Raw genomic sequence first — 21705 nt, forward strand, 5'->3', positions numbered from 1 at the left:
CATTCCCACCGCCACGCCTGATCCCGCGGCCACCCCACCCCGAACGGCTCCTCGCCCCACCCGGCGAGGAGCCGTCGCGCTGTCCGGCGCGCCGTCCCGGCCCGCGCTCGAACGGCCGCCGAGCCCCCCGGCGGCCGGTTCCGCGTCCTGCCATTCCGGCCGCGCGTCTGGATCACCGGACGCCGCCCGCCTTACGGTGGCGCTGTGAGCGAACTCCCCACAGCGCCTGTCGCACCCGTCGCGGCCCATGAACCCCCCTACTACATGGCCGTGTTCACCACGGTGCGGACGCAGGACCAGAGCGGCTACAGCGAGACCGACGCACGCTTGGAACAGCTGGTGAAGGACGTCCCGGGGTTCCTGGGAATGGACCACGCGCAGACTCCTGGCGGGCTGGGCATCACCGTCGGGTACTTCCGCGACGCCGACGCCCTCACTGAATGGCGGTCCAACGCCGAGCACCGTGCGGCACAGCAGCGCGGGCGGGCCCAGTGGTACCAGAGCTATACCCTGCATGTGGCGAAGGTGGAGCGGAGCCACGGGTTCACACGCGGGCCTGCCGGCGGGGCGGCGAGCGGGTGAGCCGGGACGGCCCCGGCCGGCCGGCGGCGGTCCGGCCCGCGGACGACCGGGGCGGCCGTCAGTGTGCGCGCAAGGTGGCCGCCGCCTTGTAGGTGCGCAGCACCGGGGCCGTCTCGATACGGGTCACCGCCTCCCACGCCACGCGCTGCGTCAGGTAGACGTGGAGCGCGTCGGCGTTCCGGCACAGGGCCTGGGCGATCAGGTTCGTCGGGCCGGTCGTCGCGGCGACCACCGCCAGTTCCTCGTGGTCCGCGAGCGCGGTCGCCACCGTGTCCAGGTGCGCCGGCACGACCTGCATCCACAGCAGCGCGGACACCGTGACGCCCAGCAGCGCGGGATCCACGTCCACGTCGAAGAACAGGGCGCCGCGCGCCCGCAGTACGGCGAGCCTGCGGGCCGCCGTCGACGCCGTCGTCCCGGTCGCCGCCGCCAGTTCCGCGTAGCTGAGCCGCGCGTCCTCGCGCAACGCGCGCAGCAGCAGCCGATCGGCGCCGGTCAGCACATACGGCTCCTCGTCGGCGCCCGGGGCGCCCTCGCCGGAGCCGGCCGGGTCCCGTTCGGCGCGCAGCCGGGCCTGCTGGTCCTCGTCCAGGACGTTCACCCGCCCCCGCCAGACGGTCGGTCCTCCGAGATAGGTGTGCAGGAGCTGGTGCGCGGAGACGGAGGTGATCCCGGCTGTGCGCGGGATGTCACGCAGGAGCAGCGCATGCGCGTCCGGTCCGGACGGCGCCGTGTGGATGATCGCCACGATCTCCGTGCCGCCGGACGTCAGCCGTACCCAGGAGGTGTCCGGCCGGCGCGCCAGCGCCGACGCTATGTCATGTGCGTTGCGCGTGGCGGCCGTCAGTCGCACGAACCACTGGTGGGTGCCCGCACTGCGCGGCGCGGGCAGCGTCACCACGCGCAGTCCGGCCTGCGCGTACAGGCGCCGGTAGCGGCGCACGACGGTCTGCGTCGAGGAGCCGAGCACCTCGGCGATGAGCGTGAACGGCGCTCGCGCGTCTATTTGCAGGGCATGGATCAGCCCCCGGTCCAGATCGTCCAGTACGAGCATGACGAGCAAACTAGCCCACCGAAATGGAAGTAATCGCCTCTGCGCCGGGGAGAAATGGAAGCCCGCGCCGGTCGGCGGGCACGGTGGTCACCGCTTCCCCACCACCCGCATCCCTGGAGAGACCGCATGTCGCGCAGCAACGGCACGCCCGGCGCCGCCACCGCGTCGGACGCGGCGGGTAGTACCGCCTCCACCGGCACGTCCGCACCCTACCGATGGCGTTGGACCGCGCTCGCCGCGCTCCTCGCCGCCGAGGCGATGAACCTTCTCGACGCCACGATCGTCCAGGTGGCCGCCCCCGTCATCCACACCGACCTCGGCGGAGCCGACACCACCGTCCCGTGGTTCAGCGCCTCCTACACCCTGGCCTTCGCTCTCGGTCTGCTGACCGGCGCCCGTCTCGGCGACGCCCGGGGCCGCAAGCGCGTCTTCCGTGCCGGGGTCATCGCGTTCGCCGCGGCCTCCCTGGCGTGCGCGCTCGCTCCCACCGCCGCCGTCCTCATCACTGTGCGCGTCCTGCAGGGCGCCGCAGCGGCGGCGATCATCCCGCAGACCTTCGGGCTGATCCGCGCCATGTTCACCGGCGCCGAACTCCCCAAGGCGCTCGGCATGATCGGCCCTGTCATGGGACTGTCCGCCGTCGCCGGCCCCGCCCTCGGCGGCGTCCTCACCCACGTCGACCTGCTCGGCACCTCCTGGCGCGCCGTCTTCCTCGTCAACCTCCCCCTCGCCGCCGCCGTCCTGGCCGCCGCGCCGCGGCTGCGCGAGGACCGCGCCCCCGTCCGGCCCCGCCTCGACCCGGCCGGCACCGCACTGGCCATGCTCGGCACCGCTCTGCTGGTGGGCCCGCTCGCCACCGGCCGCCCCGGGCCCGCCGCGTGGGCGGCCGCGGCGGGCGGCGCCGTCGTCCTCACGGTGCTCGTCGCCCAGCAGCGTCGCACCGCCCGCCGCGGCCGAGCCCCGCTGATCGAACCCGGTCTGCTGCGCGGCCGCGCCTTTCCCGCCGCGCTGGCCGTCTCCACGCTGTTCTTCGCCGTCGTGAACGGCGTCATGACCACCGTCGTCCTCCACCTCGAACTGGGCCTGCACGACGGGCCGCTCACCGCCGGACTCACCCTGCTGCCCTGGTCCACAGGACTGGCCGTCGCCTCCTGGGCCGCCGGAAGCCGGCTCGTCCCCCGGTACGGCGCCCGCGTCATGCACGCCGGCATCGCCGCCCTCGCCGGCGGTCTGGCCGCCGCGGCGCTGGCCTGCCGCATCGCCGCCCCCGGCGCCTACCCGTCGGGCCTCCCCCTCGCCCTCGCGCTGGCGGGGCTCGGCACCGGGCTGTTCACGCCGCCTTTCTTCACCACCGCCCTGGGGGCCGTCGGGGAGCAGGAGACCGGCTCGGCGGCGGGACTGCTCAACGCCGTCCAGCAACTCGGCGGCACCCTCGGCACGGCCCTCATCGGCGGGATCTACCTGGGCACGGCCGACGGCGGCCGCAGCGCGGCCGAGGTCGCGCTCGGCGCGGCCGCCGCGCTGCTGGCCGCCACTGCGGCGGCCACCGCCGTGCTGACGGCGCGCCGGACCCGGCCCGCCGTGCCGGGCAGTGGCACCGGGGGCGAGGCGGGCTGACCGCCCGCGCACCGGCCGTCACTCCGTCGGGGCGCTCCCGCCGCAGCCTCACGGCGCCGGCACCGCCGCACCGGCTCCCGGCTTTCAGGGCCGCCGATTGTCGCTCATCGGGAGCTGCCGCGCTGCCGGGACGTAGTGGCAGCCCGGTGACTGTGGAAACGAGGTGCCTCGACGGGCACCGGTCGGATAGGGTGCGGGCCGTGTCGAGTCCTGAGTCGGACGAGGTGGGGGCTTTCGGTCACGCCGTCAGCCCCCTGAACCACTAGTGCGCAGTCCTTCCGTTCCGCTGCCTTCTCCGGCCGGACGGCCGCGCCCCCGGGTGCTGACCGCGGTGACGAGATGTCCTTCTCGTGCTTCTCCTCGCCTCGGAGCCACTCGATGCCTTTTCCCCTGTACCTGCTCGCCCTGGCGGTCTTCGCCATGGGCACCTCGGAGTTCATGCTCGCCGGCATCCTGCCGGGCATCGCCTCGGACCTGGACGTCTCAGCCGGGACGGCGGGCACCCTCACCACGGCGTTCGCGGTCGGCATGACCGTCGGCGCCCCGTTGACGGCCGGGCTCGCCCGCAACCGGCCCGGGCGCTCCAGCCTGCTCGGGTCCCTCCTCGTGTTCTCGGCGGCTCACGCCGTGGGCGCCACCACCTCCAGCTTCCCGGTCCTGTTCGCGTCCCGGGTGGCCGCGGCGCTCGCGAACGCCGGGTTCCTCGCCGTCGCCCTGACCACGGCCGCCGCGCTGGTCTCCCCCGACAAGAAGGGACGCGCGCTCGCCGTCCTGCTGTCGGGCACCACGACGGCCACGATCGCCGGGGTCCCCGCGGGGTCGGCGCTGGGCACGCTGCTGGGCTGGCGGGCCACGTTCTGGGCGGTCGCCGCCTGCTGCCTGCCGGCGGCCGTCGGCATCCTCGCGGGCGTCCCGGCGCACCGTGTGCGGCAGGAAGCGGCTGACGGGCCCGCCCTGCGCTCGGAACTCGCACAGCTCACCAGGCCGCGGCTGCTCCTGGTCATGCTGCTCGGCGCACTGGTGAACGCGGCGACCTTCGCCGGCTTCACCTTCCTCGCCCCCGTCGTGACCGGCGCCGCCGGGCTGAGTGAGCTGTGGGTCTCCGTCGTCCTGGTGCTGTTCGGCACCGGCGCCTTCGCCGGGGTCGCCGTCGCCGGCCGGCTGTCCGACCAGCGCCCAGGTGCGGTCCTCGCGGTCGGCGGTCCGCTGCTGCTCATCGGCTGGCCGGCCCTGGCTGCGCTGGCCGACCGGCCGGTCGCTCTGCTCCTGCTCGTGTGCGTGCAGGGCGCGCTGTCCTTCGCGGTGGGCAGCACCCTGATCACGCGGGTCCTGTACGAGGCCGCGGGAGCCCCCACCATGGCCGGCTCCTACGCGACCGCGGCTCTGAACACCGGCGCCGCGGTGGGGCCGCTCGTCGCCGCGGCCACTCTCGGCAGCGCGGTCGGGGACCGCGGGCCGTTCTGGTCGAGCGGACTCCTCGTCGCCGTCGCTCTGCTCATCGCGTTCGCCCTCCGCACCGTGATCGCCGCTGACCGAAGCGCCGAAGCGCTCCGGTGACACCTGCGACCGCCCGCCCGGGCCGGTCCCCGGTGGACGCGACCGGCCCGCGGTGATCCGGATCAGAGCTGCCCCGGGAGGCGGAACGGCCGGCCGGGGCGGCCCTGAGAACTGGTCACCTCCGCCAGAACAGGTGGTGGGTCACGCCGCTCGGGCTGGGCACGACCTCCAGGTGGAACCGGTCCAGCAGCTCATCAGGTGATTCCCAGAGCCGCAGTCCGGACCCGAATTCCAACGGCGAGACCGCCACATGCATGGTGTCGACGAGGCCGGCGTCGAGGAACTGCCGGACGGTCCTCACCCCGCCGCCGAGTCGGACGTCCTTGCCCTGCGCCGCTTCCCGCGCCTGCTCGAGGACCGCGGCCGGGTCGCCGGCGACGAAGTGGAACGTGGTGTCGGAGAGCGTGAACGAGGGACGCGCATGGTGGGTCATGACGAACACCGGAGTATGGAACGGGGGCTCGTCCCCCCACCAGCCGCGCCACTCATGGTCCTGCCAGGGCCCGCGCTGGGGCCCGAACTTGTTGCGGCCCATGATCTCGGCACCGATGTCGCGGGCGTAGTCCCGGGTGAAGTAGTCGTCGAGGCCCCGGCTGCCGCCGGGGTCGGTGCGCATGGGCCAGCTCGCCGTGGCGCGGGCCCAGGCGAACAGCCTCTCGGGACGGTCGAGACCGAACGGTCGCTCGAGGCTCTGGTCCTCACCGGCGCCGATGCCGTCACTGGAGACGTTGAAGTTCTGGACCCTCAAGAGCTGAGTCACGTGTTCCTCCCGTGTTGTCGGATGACGGTGGTGAGACTCTCCGGGCCGGGAGAAGTCATCGCTTCGTCCATGACCGGCCAGGAAGCGGGCCGATCAGAGTCCGGATCTGTGAGGTTCCGCACGAGCTTCGAGCCGCCCGGACCGCCGGCGTGCCCCGCGCCTGACCGCCGGCGCGGCGCCGCCCGCCCCGCCACGAGCGACTGGTCCTGCTGTCCGGGATACGAGACGCCTCATATCAGGACAGTTCCACAACAACCCTCGCTCCGGGTGCAGCCGCGCCCGTGCCGTACACGCTCCCCGCGCCGGTACCGGCTCCCCCGCCGGCGCAGCGGCCTCGCCCGTGCCGTTCAGGGCGGCACTTCAGGCCGAGGGTGTCGGTGTGCGAGTATCACCGAATGGCTGAGGGACGAATGACGGACACCGGGCAAGCCGAACAGGCCGGCGGGCTGTCGGTCGTGGCCACCGCCACGGACGGCATCCGCGTGCTGACACTGGCCGGGGAGATCGACCACCACACCGGCGACCGGCTGCGCCACGCCCTGGACGTCACCGACGCCGCCCGGCCCCGCATCGTGATCGACATGAGCCGGGTCACCTTCATGGACTCCAGCGGCATCAACATCCTCATCAACGCCTACCAGGCCGTCACCGACGCCGGCGGCTGGCTCCGCCTGGCCGCGCCCACCGACTCCGTCCACCGGGTGCTGCAGCTCGTCGGCGTCGACGACGTCATCGCCTGCCGCCCCACCCTCCACGAGGCCCTGACTCCCTGATCCCGCACACGCCGGGCGGGGCTCCCGGTGCGGGGAACGTGCCGGACACCTGGCGCGGCGTCCGGGCGTGCCCCTCGCCCCGGTCCGGCCCCGCGCGGCCCCGGCTCGGCCCCGCGCGACGGGAAGCCGTGATCGACGACACGGCCCCTCGTCCGATGGAAGAACCCTGACCGTCGGTTCGTCCCACCCGTATACGGTTGCCCGCATGACGCTGCGGCTGTTTTCGGTGAACATCAAAGTCCGGGACGACTCGGCGTCGGGCCGGTTCTGGGCGGAGGCGCTCGGCCGGCGTGCTGTCGGCGAGGAACCCGGTGCGACCAGCGTCAGGCCCGTGGGCGCCGCCTGGCCGGACCCCGCCGCCGTCCGCGTCGACGTCATCGCCGTCCCGGACCCGGGCACGGTGGAGTACCGCGCGCACATCGAACTCGCCACCGCCTCCGAGGCGCGTCACGCGGAGTTGGTCGCGCGCCTGAAGGAACTCGGCGCGACACCCGTCGAGGGAGGCCAGGACGGCCTCCGGCGGACGGTGCTGGCCGACCCGGAGGGCAACGTGTTCTGCGTCCTGCGGCCTCAGGAGGTCTACCGGGACACCGGGCCGATCGCCGCCGTGGTGGTCGACTGCGCGGACCCGCGGGCCATGGCACGGTTCTGGGGCGAGGCGGTGGACTGGACCCTGCACGAGGTGAGCGACGATCGTGCGCGGCTGCGCTCCGCCGCGGGCGTCGGCCCGTATCTGGAGTTCGTCCGCACGCCCCACCTGAAGGAGACGCGGCACCGCGCCCACCTCGACCTGGCGCCCTACCCCTTCGACCGCGACGGGCAAGCGGCGGGGGTGGCCCGGCTCGAAGCCCTCGGCGCGACGGCCGCCGGCGCCGGCCGGGGCGACTTCCCGTGGAAGGTCCTGGCCGACCCGGAGGGCAACGAGTTCTGCGTCCTCGGCCCGGCCTGAGGCGGGTCCTCCCGTCCGCTCCGCCGGGACCGTCCGGCTCGCCGCCGCACGCACCGACGAGTCCCGCGCCGACCGGCGCCGACGGGGACAGTCGCAGCCGGCCCCGGCCCACCACGTCGCGGGCCCTCGCGTCGGCTACGTCGCGTCGGTGTCGTCCCGCTCCAGTGCCGCGCGCAGCCAGTCGTCCGCGGAACCCGGGGTCGGCTCCGGCCGGCCGCCCGGCGGCGTGAGCACCACGGCCGTCAGCTCCCAGTACCGGTCCAGACGCGGCCCGGCCGCGAGCCGCGCGGCCAGCAGGCGGCGGAACTGCCGTGTGTCCCGGCTGCCGTAGGCGCCCGCGTACGCCGCCACATAGGCGTCCAGTGCCTCGCCCGGGTGCGGATCCCGTGCCCCGCGCAGTTGCGGGCCCGCGAGCTCGTACGCCTCGGCAAGGCCCGCGTACAGTGCGGCCGCCCCGCGGGCGCCGGCCATCCGGTGCACCTCCGGCTGGGGCTGCCGGCCGGCCGGACAGGGAGCCGTCGTCATGGCGTGCAGCCGGGCGAACGCGAGCACCTGCGCCGGGTCCGGCTCGTCGGGCAGCTGCGGAACGGCCGCCTCCAGGAACGCCGACACCGCCCGGGCCGGCATCCGCGGCGGCAGCCAGGCACGCCAGAACCGGGCCAGCGGCGCCGTGCTCGGCGGGATGCTCACCGCGCCGATCAGCCGCAGCCGGTCCGCCCGTTCCCCGGCAGGGCACTCCCGCACCAGCCGCAGCGCGGCCTGCCGCCAGCGCAACGCCTTCAGTTCACCGCCCAGATCGCGCAGGCGGCCAGCGACGGCGTCCTCCAGCGCACGGCCCGCCGCGCCCTCGTCCGCGAGGACCCGGCGCACCTCGGGCAGCGGCAGGTCGAGGGCGCGCAGGGAGCGGATCAGCCGCAGCCGCTCCAGCGCCTCGGGGCCGCCGAGTGGCAGCGCTGGGGCAGTACCGCCGACGTCTGCGACGCGGCACTGGACCGGCTCACCGCCCTGGCCGCTCCGCAGCCGCTGGGCACCCTGCTCCAGCCGCTGCGGCTGACCGGAGCGGCCGCGGCGGTGCCCACCACCGGGGTGCTGTGCACCCGTAACGGCGTCAGCGTCGACCTGGTGCAACGGCTCGTCGACCTCGGCGACCCCGCGGCGGCGGCGCTGACGAACCCGCGGGTGACCTTCTTCGAACTGCCCACCGGACACTGGCCGATGCTGTCCCAGCCCGCCGAACTGGCGGACGTCCTGCTGCGGGCCGCGGCCGGCGAGGGACGCCGCCTGCGGCCGGCCAGGGACGGCGCACCGCCCGCCCACCTGCGCCCGTTCCCGCTCGACGTGCCCGAACTCCCCCGGGACAGGAGGGGACATGTCGACCTGTACGTCCCCGACGCCGCGGGCCCGCGACCGGCCGTGATCTTCGTGCACGGCGGTCCGGTGCCCGCCGGGGCCCGGCCGAAGCCGCGCGACTGGCCGACCCTGGTGGGGTACGCCCGCCTGGCCGCCGCCGAGGGCGTGATCGGCGTGACGCTCGACCACCGGCTGCACGACGTCGCCGACTACGAGCGCGCCGCCGCGGACGTCACCGCCGCGGTGGAGCTGGTGCGCTCCGACCCCCGCGTGGACGCCGGCCGGATCGCCCTGTGGTTCTTCTCCGCCGGCGGGCTGCTGGCCGCGGACTGGCTGACCGAGCCCCCGGCCTGGCTGCGCTGCCTGGCCGCCTCCTACCCGATCCTGGCGCCGCTGCCCAACTGGGGGCTGACCGGCAGCCGGTTCCACCCGGTCGGGGCCGTCGCGCACGCGGGCTCCCTGCCCGTCGTCCTCCTGCGTGCAGGGCGGGAGTCACCCGAGATCGCCGCCACCGTGGAGGCGTTCGTGACCGCGGCCGAGGACGGCGGAGCGCACCTGGAACTGATCGACGTCCCGAACGGCCGCCACGGCTTCGAGACCCTCGACGCCCCCGAGGAGGTCCGTCCGGCCCTGCGCCACGCGGTGCGTTCGGTGGTGGCCCACCTGACCGGGGAGCCGGGGTCGGCGACGCTGCGAACCGGCTAGCACCTGGTGGCCTGGTCCGAGGCCGGGGGGACGGCAGGCGGAAGGGCCGTCCCCGTGGCGGACGGGACCTCAACGCCGCGCGTGGCAGATCTTCAGCCCTCCGAATCCCATGGCCCCGGAGATCCGGCTTCTCGGCCCGCCGGGGCGGGCACGCCGCCGGGTCTTGTGGTGCACGTCCTCCCACCCGGTGCGCAGCCCCTCGGCCGGCGGGAGGGCCGGCGGCTCGCCGGTACGCCGACGACCTGCGAGAGGCCGTGCGGCGGACAGTGGCGCGGCCTGCGTGCCGGGCGGCACGCTTCACCCGCGCGCGGCTGCCATCTTCTCGATCTCGCCGAGGACGAGGCCGGGGCGGTCGACCGGGATGTCGTGCGAGCTGCCGTCTGCGGTGACGAGCGTCCGCTCGGGGCCGGCCTTCACGAACGCGGCGGCAGCCTCGCGCCAGCGCCGGGCGTCCTTGGGCGACCCCTCGAAGGGGGTCTTCTCCGACACGATGACGGTGGCGGGGACTCCGTCGGGCCAGGAAGCCCGGTGGTACGCCCGGTGCAGCGGGACGAAACTCTCGGCGGTGGCGATCAGTTGGCGGTTCTTCTTGGTGGACGGATTCTTCTTCGCCGCCTCGACCTGCGGCTCGCTCGCGGCGACGAGACGGGCGATCTCCTCGTCGGTGTACAGCTCCGGCAGGCTCGCGTCGACGAGTACCGCACCGGAGACCAGCCGGGGGTCGGCGCGGGTGAAGTAGGTCGCTATCTCGCCCGCCTGGGAGTGCGCCACCAGGATCACGTCGTGGGTGACGCCGAGTTCCCGCAGACCGGTCCGCAGATCGCCGACGGCGCTCTGCACGTTCCAGGGGCCGGGCACGGCGTCGCTGTCACCGAGCCCGGCCCGGTCGTAGGTGATGATCTCGGAGCCGGTGGCCGCCGCGAGCTTCGGCACCAGGTCCTTCCAGTAGGAGGAGTCCAGTCCGCCGCCCGCGTCCAGGACGATGGCGGGGAGGCGACCGGGGGTGACGTGGAAGGCCAGGCGGTGACCGCCGTTGTCGATCATGTGCAGCGTCGAGCCGGCCGGCCGGTGTGAGGCCGGCGGAGGCGGGGCTGCGGGCGACGAGGCCGACGCCACGGAGGCCGCGGAGGCGGCGGAGGCGGAGCGCGCCGGGGCGGAAGCGGCACCGCCGCAGGCCGTGAGCGTCCCGGCAGTGACGGCCAGCAGGAGCGTCGCCGGCAGCGCCAGGCGCGCGCGCCGGCGGCGCGGGGAGTTCTTCATCGGAGGTCATCCTCGGGAGCCGTGGGTGCTGGTGGGTGGACACGCACCATCCTTCGCTCGGGTGACCCTGCGTTCGATCCGGCTGCCACGATGATCACCGGTGTTGCTGCCGACACCGCGTGCCCTGGGGCTGCCGGGGTTGCGCCGCCCCGGCCACCTGGGCTGTTGTGACATCCCGCTGGTCACACCCGTCCCTGCGCCGCCTCGTCGCGGCCAGGGCGGGCAGGCGGTGCGGTGGCGGCCGGGCAGCCGTGCAGCCGGGCAGCCGGGCGTGTGCGACGGCCGGCGGCCCGGTCACACCCGGGGCGGCGAACCGCGGTCGGCCGCCGGTGCGGTGACCGGTCTCCGGCAACCATGATCGATTGTCAGTGGTGGGTGAGACGGTAGGACCATCGATTCCGCAAGAGGGGTGGGTGAAGCCGTCATGTCCGGAACCCAGAACTACATCAACCACGTCGCTCTCGTCCTGGACGCCAGTTCGTCCATGTCGCACCTGAGCCGCAAGGTCGTCGAAGTCGCCGACCAGCAGATCGCCTACCTGGCCCGCCGATCGAGGGAGCTGGACCAGGAGACCCGCGTGACGGTGTACGTCTTCGCGGACAAGGTGGAGTGCGTCATCTACGACAAGGACGTGCTGCGCATGCCGTCGCTGAAGCAGCTCTACCGGGTGGGTGGCATGACGGCCCTGCTGGCGGCCGCGCTGAAGTCGCAGCGGGAGCTGGCGCAGACGGCGCAACTGTACGGCGACCACAGTTTCCTGACGTTCGTGCTCACCGACGGGCAGGAGAACGCGAGTCACCGCTGCCCGGACGCCCCGGCCAGGAATCCGCGGGAACTGGTGGAGGCCGTGGCGGACATGATCGAGATACAGGACGACAACTGGACGCTGGCCGTCCTCGTGCCCGACCAGATGGGCAAGCGCGAGGCCATGCAGTGCGGTTTCCCGCAGGACAACATCGCCATCTGGGACGCCACGAGCACCCGGGGCCTGGAAGAGGCCGGGCAGGTCATCCAGCAGGCCACCGAGAAGTTCATGGTGGGGCGCAGCAAGGGGATCCGGGGATCGCGGGCGGTGTTCTCCATCGGTGCGGAGGCGGTCAACGAGGACACCATCAAGGCGGCCGGCCTCACCCCGGTGGACCCGTCGGAGTACCAGCTGATCCCGGTGGCTCGTGACGTCGCGATCCGGGACTGGGTCGTCGAGTGCGGGCACACCTACCGTACCGGCGGTGCGTTCTACCAGCTGAGCAAGTCGGAGAAGATCCAGGCGCGGAAGCGGATCGCGGTGCTGGAGAAGAAGACGGACAAGGTGTACACGGGGCCCGAGGCCCGGGCTCTGCTCGGCCTGCCGGACGTGGAGGTCCGCGTCAAGCCGGACCACAACGACGACTTCACGATCTTCGTGCAGAGCACCAGCGTGAACCGCAAGCTCGTGCCCAACACGCGGCTGCTGCTCATGAACTGACGGCTCGTGGCACTGTCAGCCGGTGCCGGTGAAGCACTCCCTTCCGGGATGCCCGAGGGACGGGTGGTAGCAGACGCGCAGCTTCTCGGGCCGGGGGGCGGCGATCATCGTCGTCATCGCCGTCATCGTCGCTTCGCCGCCGGCCGGCCGCGCGGTCCCGACGACGCTCTGGGGGTGTCCGCCAGGGCCGGTGATCTCGATGCGGAAGCCGGGGTGCGTGGGCCGGGCCCGGACCCATCCGGCCCTGCAGCTCGGGCTGAGCCGGATCTCCAGCCGGGTGCCGTCGGCGGCCGTGTGGGAGGCCGTGGTGACCGGATCCTCGCACGCCGTCGTGCGCGGGTTGCGCCCTTCACACGACTGCAGCCGGCATACGGGCGGGCGGGCGGCCGGCCGTGCGGCGGTGGATCGGGACGCGTGGACGAGGGCGGCGGGCACCACCATCGCCGCGCACAGCAGCAGGACCCCGGCCGCCGTGCCCACGGGCCGCTCGTCGATCAGGGCGGACGCCGCGAGCAGCGCTCGGCGCGCGCGGCTGACCGGCGTCGGCGGGGGCGGGGGCGGGGACGGGCTGCCGAGTACGGCGGGACCGGTACCGGAGGCGGGTGCCGTGCGGTCTCCGGAGGGCCTCGCGGAGGAGCCGGTGCGCCCGCGTCCGCTCCAGGCCGCGTCCGCCAGCGCCCACTGCGCCAGCAGCGGGCCCTCGCCGCGGCGTGCTGTCCTGCACAGGGCCTGGACGGCGTGCCGGGGCGGGAACTGCTTGCCGTTGAGATACCGCTCCCAGGACGACTTGCTGATGGCCGTCGCCCGCGCGAGTTCGGTGAGAGTGAGGCCGCTCGCGTCCTTCAGGTCGCGCAGGTCGGCGACGAGACGTGAGCAGGCGGCGGGCAGTTCTGGAGACAGTTCGCGCCAGCGAGCCGCGGAGTACGCCATTGTCCCGGTCCTCATCCGCATCGTCTTCTATTCCACATGACGGAGCAACGCCCATGTCTGCTCGCCGACCATCCCGTCGGCAGGCACGTGGTTCAGCCGCTGCAGCCGTCTGACCTCCGTCTCCGTGCGCTCGCCGAAGTACCCGTCCACGTCACCGGGTGACAGCCTGTGACGTAGGAGCAGGCACTGCACTTCCGCGGCGTCGGGGCCGGTCGAGTTGCGCACGACCAGGCGGGACGAGGTGCCGCTGTTCCCGGCGAACAGCCGGTCGCCGTGACGGGCGTACCTGCACGTGTACTTCCCCACCCCGGCCACGCCCGTCGCACCGGTCGCGGGCTCCCGCCAGGGGTCGGTGATCAGCAGTGCCGAGGCGGTCGCGGAAAGCAGCAGCGCACCGGCCGCGACGGCCAGCGCCGCCGCCCGGACCTGCGGCGGCCGCTGACTTCCCTCCGGTGCCGGGAGGCGCCCTGTCGGCGTCGCCGCGGCGGCGGTCCACGTCCTCGCGGCGGCGTCCCGCAGCGCCAGCAGCGGGGCGGCGTCCGCACCGGTCATCCGGGCGAGCGCTTCGACCGCGGTCCGGGGCGGCAGCGCCTTCCCGTTGAGGTACCGCTCCCACGAGGACCTGCTGAACGGGATCTTGGCCCGGAGCGACTCCAGGCTCAGCCCACTGTGATCCTTCAGCCGCCGCAGCTCCACCACGAGCTGCCGCGCAGGCGCGTCCATGGACTGGGGCAGCGTCTTCCACCTCACCAAGCCTCCTGCGGCCACCTGGTCCCCCGGCGGCTGCGGAACACCGCACGGCCTTGACCTGTCGTCAGTGTGGACTCGTCCGGCCGCGCGGATGGTGCGTTTTCCTTCTCCTGCTTCTTTCGTGTGCTCGGTTCCGGTCATGCCGGCAGCCGGCCCGAGGGGACCGCGCATGTCCCGTGAACCCTTTCCCACCGCCGCGTCTGCGCAGGTCACCGGGTGGGAGGTCCCGAGACGTCCCACGCTGCTCGGCACGGGTGGCAGCGTGCCCCGCGCATCCGGCACGCTCCTGCCGGCACCAGGCGCCAGGCCCGGGAACGCACGCGGCGAGCGGTCCGCCGCCCGTCTCGTCGCCTTCCCCGGTTCTCCGCCTCTCGGGTGTGCCACCGCATCACCGGATCACATCGGCTCGCTGTCCCTCTCCCCCCCGGGGGCCAACGGTGCAGCGCTGTTCACCGGCGGCCCGCAGGGGCCCGGCAGGGAATCGACGAGCGTGGAAGGAAGACGGAAATGAAGGCACGCAGGATGACCGTGCGGCGCGGTGCCGCAGCCGCCGCCATGGCGGTCGCCATGCTCGGCGGGGTCAGCGTCGCAGCGCCCGCCCACGCCGGCGCCACGGCTCAGGAAGCCGCTCCGGCGGCGTCCGGGACGGCCCGGCTCGCTCCCCGTCCCCCGTGCAGGATCTACCGCCACGGCTACATCCGCTTGGGCGTGCACACGTACTGCTCCGGACAGCCCTCCTGGCGCAGGCACCGTGCGCGTGCCACCTGCACCAGCCATCGCAACCCCCTGGTCAAGTACACGCGGTGGGGACCGTGGCGCAAACCCGGCCAGAAGTCGTCGATGAGCTGCAACCCCCAGGACGGCTACGAGCACGCCTGGGTGGACCTGCGCTGACGGGCGGTCCCGCACGGGGGGATCACGGGGCCGGTGCGGCGCCGTCCGGCCGCCCCGCCGGCCCCGGTCGCCGCGGTGGTCCCGGGCCCGCCCGGACTCCCCCGGTGCCTGTCACGGCCGGCCGGGACACCGCCCGGTGCTCGTGGCGGCCCCGGCGCGGCCTACTCGGGCCAAGCGGAGTTCTGGATCACCTCGACGAAGTCGGTGCGGCGGAAGCCGGGGAGGAAGTGTTCCAGCACGTCCGCGTTCACCGTGCCGAAGGTGGTCTCGGGGCGGTGTCCGAAACCGTCCGTGAACGCCTGCAGGATCTGCCGCTTGAAGCCGGGACGGGGGTGCGCCGCGGTGACCTCGTCGATCTCGGCGCGGGTGACGTTCGCCAGGTTCAGGCCGAGGACGTCGGTCTCCACGCCCGCGGTGGTGGCGGCGATCTCGGGAGCCAGCCGGTACGGCACCTCGGGGGTGGTGTGCAGGGCGATGGCCGTCCACACCGTGTCGGCGTCGCCGGCCGGGACGTCGTGGCCGAGCAGGAACGCGCGCGCCTGGTCGGCGCCGTCCATCTCGAACCGCTGGTCGTCGCCGCGGTAGGGCGGCACCAGTCCGGTGTCGTGGAAGAGCGCCGCCACGTACAGCAGCTCCGGGTCGGGCTGGATGCCGAGGGCCCGCGCCTGGAGGCTGCCGAAGAGGTAGACCCGCCGGGAGTGATGAAAGATCAGCGGCGGGGTGGTGTCCCGGATCAGCTCGGTGGCGTCCTGGGCGAGTCTGCTGTCGGGGATCCCGACACCGGCGATCTCCTCGGTCATGGTGGCCTCCCTGGGGGCGTCGTGTGCCTCGGTGCCTCCAGCCTCCGCCGGACGCCTCTCCCGCGTCCGCCACCGGACGGCCGACACGCCGATCACGGTCATGGCCGGCGCCGGGCGTCACGGTTCCACAGGGCCGTCGGCGAAGGTGCGCGGGCGGCTCCTTCCGTCCGGCCCGGCCGTCCCGGAGCGCGACGCGGCACCGGCCCGCCGGCCGGCGGCCGGCCGCCGCCCGTGCCGTCCCGCCGTGCGCGCCGTGTCCGCGGCGCGGCCCGGGGTGTGGCCGAAGGCGCGGCGGAAGACGTCGATGAAGGCGCTGGCCGAGGACCAGCCGCACCGGTGCGCCACCACCGTCACCGGCGTGCCCTCGGCGAGCAGCACCAGGGCGTGGGAGAGGCGCAGTTGGGTGCGCCACTGCGGGAACGTCATGCCGAGATCGGCCCGGAACAGCCGTGACAGTGTGCGGTCGCTGGCGCCGACCTGCCTGCCCAGGGCCGCCAGGGTGCGGTTGTCGGCCGGATCGGCGTGCAGGATCGCGCACAGCGCCTCGAGCAGGGGTGCGGTGGGCGCCGGCACGTACAGCGGCTGCTGGGGGGAGACGCGCAGCCGGTCGCACAGGACGGCACGCAGGCGCCGGTGTTCCGGACTGTCGTCAGCCGGGTCGCGGGTGCAGGCGATGATCAGTTCCCGCAGCAGGGGGCCGACGGTCAGCACGGTGGGCTCGTCGAGGCCGAGCGGGTTGGTGTCCGCGGGCAGGCCGACCAGATGCAGTTCGATCTCGCCGTGGGCCCGGTGGGAGTGCACGGTGCCGGCCGGCACCCAGATCGCCCGGGTGGCCGGGGCCGTCCACGAGCCGGCGCCGGTGGTGACCGCAAGCACGCCCCGGGCCGCGTAGACGATCTGGTGGTCGTCGTGCCGGTGGGCGCCGATCCCTGTGCCGGGGGCGAGCCGGCGGGCGCTGGTCGGCGCCACCGGCTCGTGGCGGATCTTCTTCATTGATCGGCAGATTATCGGAAGTGCGACAGGGCGGCCACGGACGACCATGAACGCCATGCCAAGGAACAAGTCGATCGTGCTGCTCTCGGTCGGACATGCCTGTGTGGACGTCTACCAGGGCGCGGTGGCGGCCATGGTCCCGTTCTTCGTCGCCGAGCGCGCCTACACCTACGCCGCGGCCTCGGGCATCGTCCTCGCCGCCAGCCTGCTGTCCTCGGTGGCGCAGCCCTTGTTCGGCGTGCTCACCGACCGGCGCCCCGTCCCCTGGCTGCTGCCGGTGAGCACGGTCCTCGGCGGGCTCGGCGTGGGCCTGAGCGGGGTCGGCGGCTCGTACGCCCTCACGCTGCTGTTCGTGGCGCTGTCGGGGATCGGGGTCGCCGCCTACCATCCGGAGTCGGCACGGGTCGCGCGGGTGGCCGGCAGGGGCAGCCACCGCTCGATGGGCTGGTTCTCCCTGGGCGGCAACGTGGGTTTCGCCATGGCTCCCCTCCTGGTCACCGCCGTGATCGCCACGGGCGGGCTGCGGTTCACGCCCCTGCTGGTCCTGCCCGCCCTGGCCGGCAGCGTGCTGACGCTGCCGGTGCTGCGGGCGCTGGGCGAGCCCCCGTCCGCCGACGGCGGCACGGGCGCGGCCGGGGGGCGGGACGACTGGGCGTCGTTCGTGCGGCTGTCGCTGGCGGCCGTGTGCCGGTCGATCGTCTTCGTCGGGATGAGCACGTTCGTCGCCTTCCTCGCCCGGGAGCGGACGGGCGGCGGTACGGCCGCGGGGACGCTCGCGCTGTGCGTGCTCTACCTCGGGGGCGCCGTCGGCACGGTCGCCGGCAGCAACCTGGCTCACCGCTGGGACCGGGTCACGGTGGTGCGCATGTCGTACCTGATCACGGTCGCGGCCGTCGCCGGCGTGGTGTTCGTGCCCGGCCCGGCCATGTACGCGTTCGTGGCGCTGACCTCGATCGGCCTGTACGTCCCGTTCTCGCTGCAGGTGACGCTCGCCCAGGACTACCTGCCGTCGCGCGTCGGAACGGCCGGCGGGATCACCCTCGGACTCACGGTCGGTGTCGGCGGTCTGACCAGTCCCCTCATCGGCCGCATCGCCGACGCCACCTCGCTGCGCACCGCCCTGACCCCGCTGATCGCGCTGCCCGCCCTGAGCTGGCTGCTGTTCCGCACCCTGCCGGAACCGGCTGCTGAACCGCTGTCGGGAGACCGCGGCGGGGCGACGGCACAGGAGACCGGCATCCGTCCCGCCGAGCGCACGGGCGCCTGACCTGCCCGGGGCCGCCGGCCCGCGATGCCGCTGTGCGGGCCGGCGGCGAGGCGGTGCCGGCCGGTGCTTCCGCCGGCCGCCGCCCGGTGCTTCCGCCGGGCGGCGGCCGTCCGTCGCGCCCGCGCCTGGACCGGCGGGCCGGGACCCCGCCGGCCGACGCAGCCGGGCGGGGCGTCCGCGCGAGCCCGGGCGGAGGCGGCGTCAGGCGGCGGTCGCGGGCGTGAGGCCGGCCACCGGCGGGTTCAGGCGGGCGAAACCTTCCTGCCGCTGGTAGGGGAAGTACGGGTAGGGCGCTGTCCTGCTGCTCGCCGCGTCGAGTTTCGCCATCTGGTCGGGCGTGAGCGTCCAGCCGACGGCGCCGAGGTTCTGGCGGAGCTGCTCCTCGTTGCGGGCGCCGATGATGACGGAGGAGACGGTCGGCCGCTGCAGCAGCCAGTTGATGGCGATCTGCGGGACGGCCTTGCCGGTCTCCTGCGCGATCTCGTCGAGGGCGTCCAGGACGCGGTAGAGGTGCTCGTCCTCGACCGGAGGGCCGTAGTCGGCGGTGCGGTGCAGCCGGCTGCCGGCGGGCAGGGGTTGGCCGCGGCGGAGCCTGCCGGTGAGCCGCCCCCAGCCGAGCGGGCTCCAGACGAGCGCCCCGAGGCCCTGGTCGAGTCCGAGGGGCATCAGCTCCCACTCGTAGTCCCGGCCGACGAGGGAGTAGTACACCTGGTGCGCGATGTAACGCGGGTGGCCGCGCCTCTCCGCGATCGCGAGCGATTTCATCGTCTGCCAGCCGGAGAAGTTCGAGACTCCCACGTAGCGGACCTTCCCCGCGCAGACGAGATCGTCGAGCGCGGACAGGACCTCCTCGATCGGCGTCCCGGCGTCGAAGGCGTGCAACTGGAACAGGTCGATGTGGTCGGTGCCGAGCCGGCGCAGCGCGGCCTCGCACGCGGCGATCAGGCGTGACCGGGAGGAGCCCGCCTCGCCGGGGCCGTCGCCCGTCGGCAGGCCGGTCTTGGTGGACAGGATCACCCGATCCCTGCGGCCTTTGACCGCTTCGCCCAGCACCTCCTCGGACGCGCCGCCGGAGTAGACGTCGGCGGTGTCGAACATCGTGACCCCGGCGTCCAGGCAGATGTCCACGAGGCGGCGCGCCTCGCGCGCGTCGGTGCTGCCCCAGGCCCCGAACAGCGGCCCTTGGCCGCCGAAGGTGCCGGCGCCGAAGCTCAGCGCGGGAACCTCGAGCCCGGACGCACCGAGTCGCCTGTATTCCATGGCCGCTCCCCCATTCTCCGCAGCCCCACGAATGGCTAACGGTTCTGGTGTTCCGTTAAGGTGGCGCCAACGTAGCACACGCAGAGCAATTAACGAAACTGGAGTCCCGTTATGGATGCGACGAGTGCGGAGCCGGGGTCCGTCCGGCCGGGTGGGCGTACGGCTCGGGTGCGGGCGGCGGTACTGCGGGCGGCCGGGGACGCCCTGGCCGAGCGGGGCTTCGCCCACCTCGACCTCGCCGACGTCGCGCGCCGCGCCGAGGTGGGCAAGACGACCGTCTACCGCCGCTGGGGCACGGTGACCGGCCTGGTGGCCGACCTGCTGAGGGACATGGCCGAGCAGTCGCTGCCGCGGACCGAGACCGGCTCGCTGCTCGGCGACCTCAGGGCCAATGCCCGGCTGGTGCAGCGCACCCTGGCCGACCCGCGGCAGGGGGCGCTGTTCAAGGCCGTGATCGCGGCCGCGACCTGTGAGGCGAGGACGGCCGAGGCTCTGCGGGACTTCTACGCCGTCCGGGTGGCGGAGTGGGCCCCTTGCGTCCAGCAGGCCGTCGACCGGGGCGAGGTGCCCGAGGGCACCGACACCCATGAGGTGATCCGTGCCGTGTCCGCCCCCCTCTACTACCGCCTGCTGACGAGCGGCGGCGTCCTGGACGAGGCCGCCGCGGACCAGGCCGCCGAGGCGGCGGCGGCTGCGGCGCGCGCGGGGGCGTTCCTGCGCGGGGACCGGGCCTGACCGGGGCGCGGTCGTCGCCGGGCGCGCACCGCCGTGCAGGACTGCCGGCGGTGCGCGGGGCCGGCCCCGCCACGGACATGCGCCCTGGTCCCGCCACGGACATGCCCCCTGGACGAGCGGCCCGGGCGGCGGCCGGAAGATGCGGCAGGAGCGGGTTGCCCCGATGGTGGAAGGGGATGCCCCTCGTCACTGCGACTCGTCACTGCGACTCGTCACTCCGACGCACGGGAATGTGATCATGAACAGGTCCCAGCTGATCGAAATGACCGCTCGTCGTGCCGCCGAACACGCGGACGGCCGGGAGCTCGACGCCCAGGAGATCGACCAGGTCCTCGACACGCTCTTCGGCACGGTGGAGCATCCGGGGACGATCGCCGAGGCGCTCAAGTCCCGGCAGACGGTCGCCCTGGGCAGCTTCGGCAGCTTCCACGCCGCCGACGGCGCGGCGGCGTTCCGGCCGGGCAAGGCGCTCACCGAATACCTCCGCGACGAGACCGGATGAGCACCGAAGGCCGCCGTCCGCCCGACACGGCGGGAGCCTGCCGCTGCTTGGGCTGCCGGACCACGCGCGCCGCGGGCCCGGCGCCGCCGCAGACGGTGCGGCAGCGCTGTGCGCACGTCGGCCGGTGGGCGTCGCGGCCGCCGCACAGCAAGGCCGTCCACGCCCGACGGCCGGACCACGGCCGCGGGATGCGCGGCACCGCCAGCCCCTGATGCACGGCCTCATGCCCATGCCGGGCGGGCCTACGCCCCCTTCGCGCGCCTCGCCCTACGCCCCCCCCTTCGCGCGCCTCGCCCTGCGCCGCCTCGTGCGGCCCTGACCCGGCCGGGTGCGCACGAGGAGAAGCTGGCGGTCGGCCGCGGGCCTGCCGGTACGGCCCGGTACGGCCGGTCGGAGCACGGCCGGTCACGAGGCGCGGCGGAAGGGCAGGGCGGCGGCCGGGCCGATGGAGGCGGGGCCGAACCTGGCCCGGATGCGGTCCATGGCCTCCTCCGCGACGAGACGGGACTCGCGGGCGCCGTCCAGGCTGATCTGCTGGGCGACCCGGTCGGCGTCGACGAGGTCCTCGGCCTTCAGCGCGATGCCGGTCAGGCGGGCGCGCTGCAGGCCGGCGGCGTCCATCAACTGGTAGGCGACGGTGCGCAGGTCCTCGTCGTGGGCCGAGGGTTCGGGCAGGCGGCGGGTCCTGTCCCAGCCGGTGCCGCCCGCGAACGTCAACGTCAGCGTGAGCGCCCGGGCGGCCTGCTCGCGGCGGCGCAGCAGCAGCCCGAGCCGGACGACCAGGTCCAGCAGGGCGGCCCGGACGGCGGCGCCGTCCAGCGTGTGGTGCGCGAAGCGGTGGCGTACGGCCGCGGAGGGCGGCAGCGCTCTGGGGACGACGGGGCGCGGGTCGATGCCGCGGGCCCGGTCGGCGGCGAGCCGGCCGGCGGTCTTGCCGAGCAGGCGCTGCACGGTGGCCGGGGACACGGCCGCGAGCAGGCCGACCGAGTGGATGCCGTAGTCCCGCAGGGCGGCGGCCTGGCGGGGGCCGATGCCGTGCAGGGCCTCGACGGGCAGCGGTTCGAGCCAGTCGGCGACCTGACCGGGGGCGATTGCGAGGACACCGCCGGGTCCGGCGACCCGGGCGGAGGCGGTCGCGGCGACCGTGATCGTGGGGCCGACGCCGATCCGGAGGTCGACGCCCAGGCGGGAGATGGACCGGATGCGGAGGATCTCGCCCAGGCGGGCCGCGTCGGCGCCGTGGTAGCGCAGCGCTCCCTTGAGTTCGACCAGGGCGGCGGTGGGCGGCAGGGCCTGGACCACCGGGGACAGGTCGCCCAGCAGCTCCAGCACCTGCCGGTAGGTCTCCTCCGGCAGCCGGTCCGGACAGCGCACATGCATCACCGTCGACCGCGCCTCCTGCGTCGTTGCCTCGTTCATGCCGCTCACCTCTCCCCCTCCACGTTATCGAACAAAAAATCGAACACGCGAGTGCGGGGAGGAGACCGTCGCCGTGGCGCCCG

At 74.3% G+C, this 21705-nt stretch carries 21 protein-coding genes; 11 read left to right on the forward strand and 10 right to left on the reverse strand.

Annotated features, from left to right (window positions below):
- The first annotated feature begins 204 nt into the window (after positions 1-204).
- Positions 205-582 carry an antibiotic biosynthesis monooxygenase gene (locus ABZ261_RS10885; protein WP_356857576.1) on the forward strand — a complete coding sequence of 126 codons (378 nt, stop codon included), beginning with the start codon at positions 205-207 and terminating at the stop codon, positions 580-582.
- Between the two features lie 58 nt (positions 583-640).
- Here the strand turns inward: ABZ261_RS10885 and ABZ261_RS10890 are convergent, their stop codons facing one another.
- Entirely contained in the window at positions 641-1636 is a 996-nt protein-coding gene (locus ABZ261_RS10890; protein WP_356857578.1) for an Lrp/AsnC family transcriptional regulator, read from the reverse strand.
- 126 nt (positions 1637-1762) lie between these two features.
- Between ABZ261_RS10890 and ABZ261_RS10895 the strand changes: the two genes are divergently transcribed.
- Both ABZ261_RS10895 and ABZ261_RS10900 read left to right on the forward strand, forming a co-directional pair.
- Complete coding sequence (locus tag ABZ261_RS10895; protein ID WP_356857580.1) at positions 1763-3253, forward strand: MFS transporter; 1491 nt, start codon at positions 1763-1765, stop codon at positions 3251-3253.
- A gap of 378 nt (positions 3254-3631) precedes the next feature.
- The gene (locus ABZ261_RS10900; RefSeq protein WP_356857582.1) at positions 3632-4810 is read left to right on the forward strand and encodes a Cmx/CmrA family chloramphenicol efflux MFS transporter; all 1179 of its coding nucleotides are present in this window, start codon (positions 3632-3634) and stop codon (positions 4808-4810) included.
- A gap of 115 nt (positions 4811-4925) precedes the next feature.
- On the opposite strand, the gene ABZ261_RS10905 is transcribed toward ABZ261_RS10900, so the two are convergent.
- Positions 4926-5570 (reverse strand): dihydrofolate reductase family protein, encoded by a 645-nt coding sequence (locus tag ABZ261_RS10905; protein WP_356857584.1) that lies wholly within the window; start codon positions 5568-5570, stop codon positions 4926-4928.
- 395 nt (positions 5571-5965) lie between these two features.
- Between ABZ261_RS10905 and ABZ261_RS10910 the strand changes: the two genes are divergently transcribed.
- A complete protein-coding gene (locus tag ABZ261_RS10910) occupies positions 5966-6343 on the forward strand; it encodes an STAS domain-containing protein (protein ID WP_356857586.1) in 378 nt (125 codons plus the stop codon).
- 205 nt (positions 6344-6548) lie between these two features.
- A complete protein-coding gene (locus ABZ261_RS10915; RefSeq protein ID WP_356857588.1) occupies positions 6549-7292 on the forward strand; it encodes a VOC family protein in 744 nt (247 codons plus the stop codon).
- A 135-nt stretch (positions 7293-7427) separates the two neighbouring features.
- Here the strand turns inward: ABZ261_RS10915 and ABZ261_RS10920 are convergent, their stop codons facing one another.
- The gene (locus ABZ261_RS10920; RefSeq protein ID WP_356857590.1) at positions 7428-8420 is read right to left on the reverse strand and encodes a MerR family transcriptional regulator; all 993 of its coding nucleotides are present in this window, start codon (positions 8418-8420) and stop codon (positions 7428-7430) included.
- Between ABZ261_RS10920 and ABZ261_RS10925 the strand changes: the two genes are divergently transcribed.
- The gene (locus ABZ261_RS10925) at positions 8415-9347 is read left to right on the forward strand and encodes an alpha/beta hydrolase (protein WP_356857592.1); all 933 of its coding nucleotides are present in this window, start codon (positions 8415-8417) and stop codon (positions 9345-9347) included. The two genes, ABZ261_RS10920 and ABZ261_RS10925, sit on opposite strands and share 6 nt — an antisense overlap.
- A gap of 297 nt (positions 9348-9644) precedes the next feature.
- On the opposite strand, the gene ABZ261_RS10930 is transcribed toward ABZ261_RS10925, so the two are convergent.
- Positions 9645-10607 (reverse strand): alpha/beta hydrolase, encoded by a 963-nt coding sequence (locus tag ABZ261_RS10930; RefSeq protein WP_356857594.1) that lies wholly within the window; start codon positions 10605-10607, stop codon positions 9645-9647.
- Positions 10608-11031: 424 nt separating this feature from the next.
- Here ABZ261_RS10930 and ABZ261_RS10935 point away from each other — a divergent pair, with 424 nt between their 5' ends.
- Positions 11032-12072 (forward strand): vWA domain-containing protein, encoded by a 1041-nt coding sequence (locus ABZ261_RS10935; RefSeq protein WP_356857596.1) that lies wholly within the window; start codon positions 11032-11034, stop codon positions 12070-12072.
- 15 nt (positions 12073-12087) lie between these two features.
- On the opposite strand, the gene ABZ261_RS10940 is transcribed toward ABZ261_RS10935, so the two are convergent.
- Positions 12088-13002, reverse strand: coding sequence for a helix-turn-helix domain-containing protein (locus ABZ261_RS10940; protein ID WP_356857598.1), 915 nt, complete (start codon positions 13000-13002; stop codon positions 12088-12090).
- A 27-nt stretch (positions 13003-13029) separates the two neighbouring features.
- Positions 13030-13752 (reverse strand): helix-turn-helix domain-containing protein, encoded by a 723-nt coding sequence (locus ABZ261_RS10945; protein WP_356857600.1) that lies wholly within the window; start codon positions 13750-13752, stop codon positions 13030-13032.
- A 507-nt stretch (positions 13753-14259) separates the two neighbouring features.
- Between ABZ261_RS10945 and ABZ261_RS10950 the strand changes: the two genes are divergently transcribed.
- The gene (locus ABZ261_RS10950; RefSeq protein WP_356857602.1) at positions 14260-14646 is read left to right on the forward strand and encodes a hypothetical protein; all 387 of its coding nucleotides are present in this window, start codon (positions 14260-14262) and stop codon (positions 14644-14646) included.
- A gap of 161 nt (positions 14647-14807) precedes the next feature.
- Here ABZ261_RS10950 and ABZ261_RS10955 read toward each other — a convergent pair whose 3' ends face one another.
- Positions 14808-15446, reverse strand: coding sequence for an HD domain-containing protein (locus ABZ261_RS10955; protein WP_356857604.1), 639 nt, complete (start codon positions 15444-15446; stop codon positions 14808-14810).
- Between the two features lie 117 nt (positions 15447-15563).
- Positions 15564-16439 carry a helix-turn-helix transcriptional regulator gene (locus ABZ261_RS10960; RefSeq protein WP_356857606.1) on the reverse strand — a complete coding sequence of 292 codons (876 nt, stop codon included), beginning with the start codon at positions 16437-16439 and terminating at the stop codon, positions 15564-15566.
- Between the two features lie 55 nt (positions 16440-16494).
- Here ABZ261_RS10960 and ABZ261_RS10965 point away from each other — a divergent pair, with 55 nt between their 5' ends.
- Complete coding sequence (locus ABZ261_RS10965) at positions 16495-17706, forward strand: MFS transporter (protein WP_356857608.1); 1212 nt, start codon at positions 16495-16497, stop codon at positions 17704-17706.
- A gap of 201 nt (positions 17707-17907) precedes the next feature.
- Here the strand turns inward: ABZ261_RS10965 and ABZ261_RS10970 are convergent, their stop codons facing one another.
- Complete coding sequence (locus ABZ261_RS10970; protein ID WP_356857610.1) at positions 17908-18966, reverse strand: aldo/keto reductase; 1059 nt, start codon at positions 18964-18966, stop codon at positions 17908-17910.
- A 111-nt stretch (positions 18967-19077) separates the two neighbouring features.
- On the opposite strand from ABZ261_RS10970, the gene ABZ261_RS10975 reads away from it, so the two are divergent.
- Together ABZ261_RS10975 and ABZ261_RS10980 are read left to right on the forward strand one after the other, a co-directional pair.
- Positions 19078-19701 (forward strand): TetR/AcrR family transcriptional regulator, encoded by a 624-nt coding sequence (locus tag ABZ261_RS10975; RefSeq protein ID WP_356857612.1) that lies wholly within the window; start codon positions 19078-19080, stop codon positions 19699-19701.
- Positions 19702-19939: 238 nt separating this feature from the next.
- On the forward strand, positions 19940-20203 hold the full coding sequence (locus ABZ261_RS10980; protein WP_356857614.1) for a hypothetical protein: 264 nt from the start codon (positions 19940-19942) through the stop codon (positions 20201-20203).
- A 405-nt stretch (positions 20204-20608) separates the two neighbouring features.
- On the opposite strand, the gene ABZ261_RS10985 is transcribed toward ABZ261_RS10980, so the two are convergent.
- Positions 20609-21622, reverse strand: coding sequence for a hypothetical protein (locus tag ABZ261_RS10985; protein ID WP_356857616.1), 1014 nt, complete (start codon positions 21620-21622; stop codon positions 20609-20611).
- Positions 21623-21705 lie beyond the last annotated feature (83 nt).

The organism is Streptomyces sp. NPDC006193 (genome assembly GCF_040613915.1).
Lineage (GTDB): Bacteria > Actinomycetota > Actinomycetes > Streptomycetales > Streptomycetaceae > Streptomyces.

Excerpts from the sequence above, each read along its gene's own strand:
- ABZ261_RS10890 (WP_356857578.1), bottom strand. The coding sequence starts at position 1,636 with ATGCTCGTACTGGACGATCTGGACCGGGGGCTGATCCATGCCCTGCAA.
- ABZ261_RS10895 (WP_356857580.1), top strand. The coding sequence starts at position 1,763 with ATGTCGCGCAGCAACGGCACGCCCGGCGCCGCCACCGCGTCGGACGCG.
- ABZ261_RS10900 (WP_356857582.1), top strand. The coding sequence starts at position 3,632 with ATGCCTTTTCCCCTGTACCTGCTCGCCCTGGCGGTCTTCGCCATGGGC.
- ABZ261_RS10910 (WP_356857586.1), top strand. The coding sequence starts at position 5,966 with ATGGCTGAGGGACGAATGACGGACACCGGGCAAGCCGAACAGGCCGGC.
- ABZ261_RS10915 (WP_356857588.1), top strand. The coding sequence starts at position 6,549 with ATGACGCTGCGGCTGTTTTCGGTGAACATCAAAGTCCGGGACGACTCG.
- ABZ261_RS10930 (WP_356857594.1), bottom strand. The coding sequence starts at position 10,607 with ATGAAGAACTCCCCGCGCCGCCGGCGCGCGCGCCTGGCGCTGCCGGCG.
- ABZ261_RS10935 (WP_356857596.1), top strand. The coding sequence starts at position 11,032 with ATGTCCGGAACCCAGAACTACATCAACCACGTCGCTCTCGTCCTGGAC.
- ABZ261_RS10940 (WP_356857598.1), bottom strand. The coding sequence starts at position 13,002 with ATGGCGTACTCCGCGGCTCGCTGGCGCGAACTGTCTCCAGAACTGCCC.
- ABZ261_RS10950 (WP_356857602.1), top strand. The coding sequence starts at position 14,260 with ATGAAGGCACGCAGGATGACCGTGCGGCGCGGTGCCGCAGCCGCCGCC.
- ABZ261_RS10955 (WP_356857604.1), bottom strand. The coding sequence starts at position 15,446 with ATGACCGAGGAGATCGCCGGTGTCGGGATCCCCGACAGCAGACTCGCC.
- ABZ261_RS10960 (WP_356857606.1), bottom strand. The coding sequence starts at position 16,439 with ATGAAGAAGATCCGCCACGAGCCGGTGGCGCCGACCAGCGCCCGCCGG.
- ABZ261_RS10965 (WP_356857608.1), top strand. The coding sequence starts at position 16,495 with ATGCCAAGGAACAAGTCGATCGTGCTGCTCTCGGTCGGACATGCCTGT.
- ABZ261_RS10970 (WP_356857610.1), bottom strand. The coding sequence starts at position 18,966 with ATGGAATACAGGCGACTCGGTGCGTCCGGGCTCGAGGTTCCCGCGCTG.
- ABZ261_RS10975 (WP_356857612.1), top strand. The coding sequence starts at position 19,078 with ATGGATGCGACGAGTGCGGAGCCGGGGTCCGTCCGGCCGGGTGGGCGT.
- ABZ261_RS10980 (WP_356857614.1), top strand. The coding sequence starts at position 19,940 with ATGAACAGGTCCCAGCTGATCGAAATGACCGCTCGTCGTGCCGCCGAA.
- ABZ261_RS10985 (WP_356857616.1), bottom strand. The coding sequence starts at position 21,622 with ATGAACGAGGCAACGACGCAGGAGGCGCGGTCGACGGTGATGCATGTG.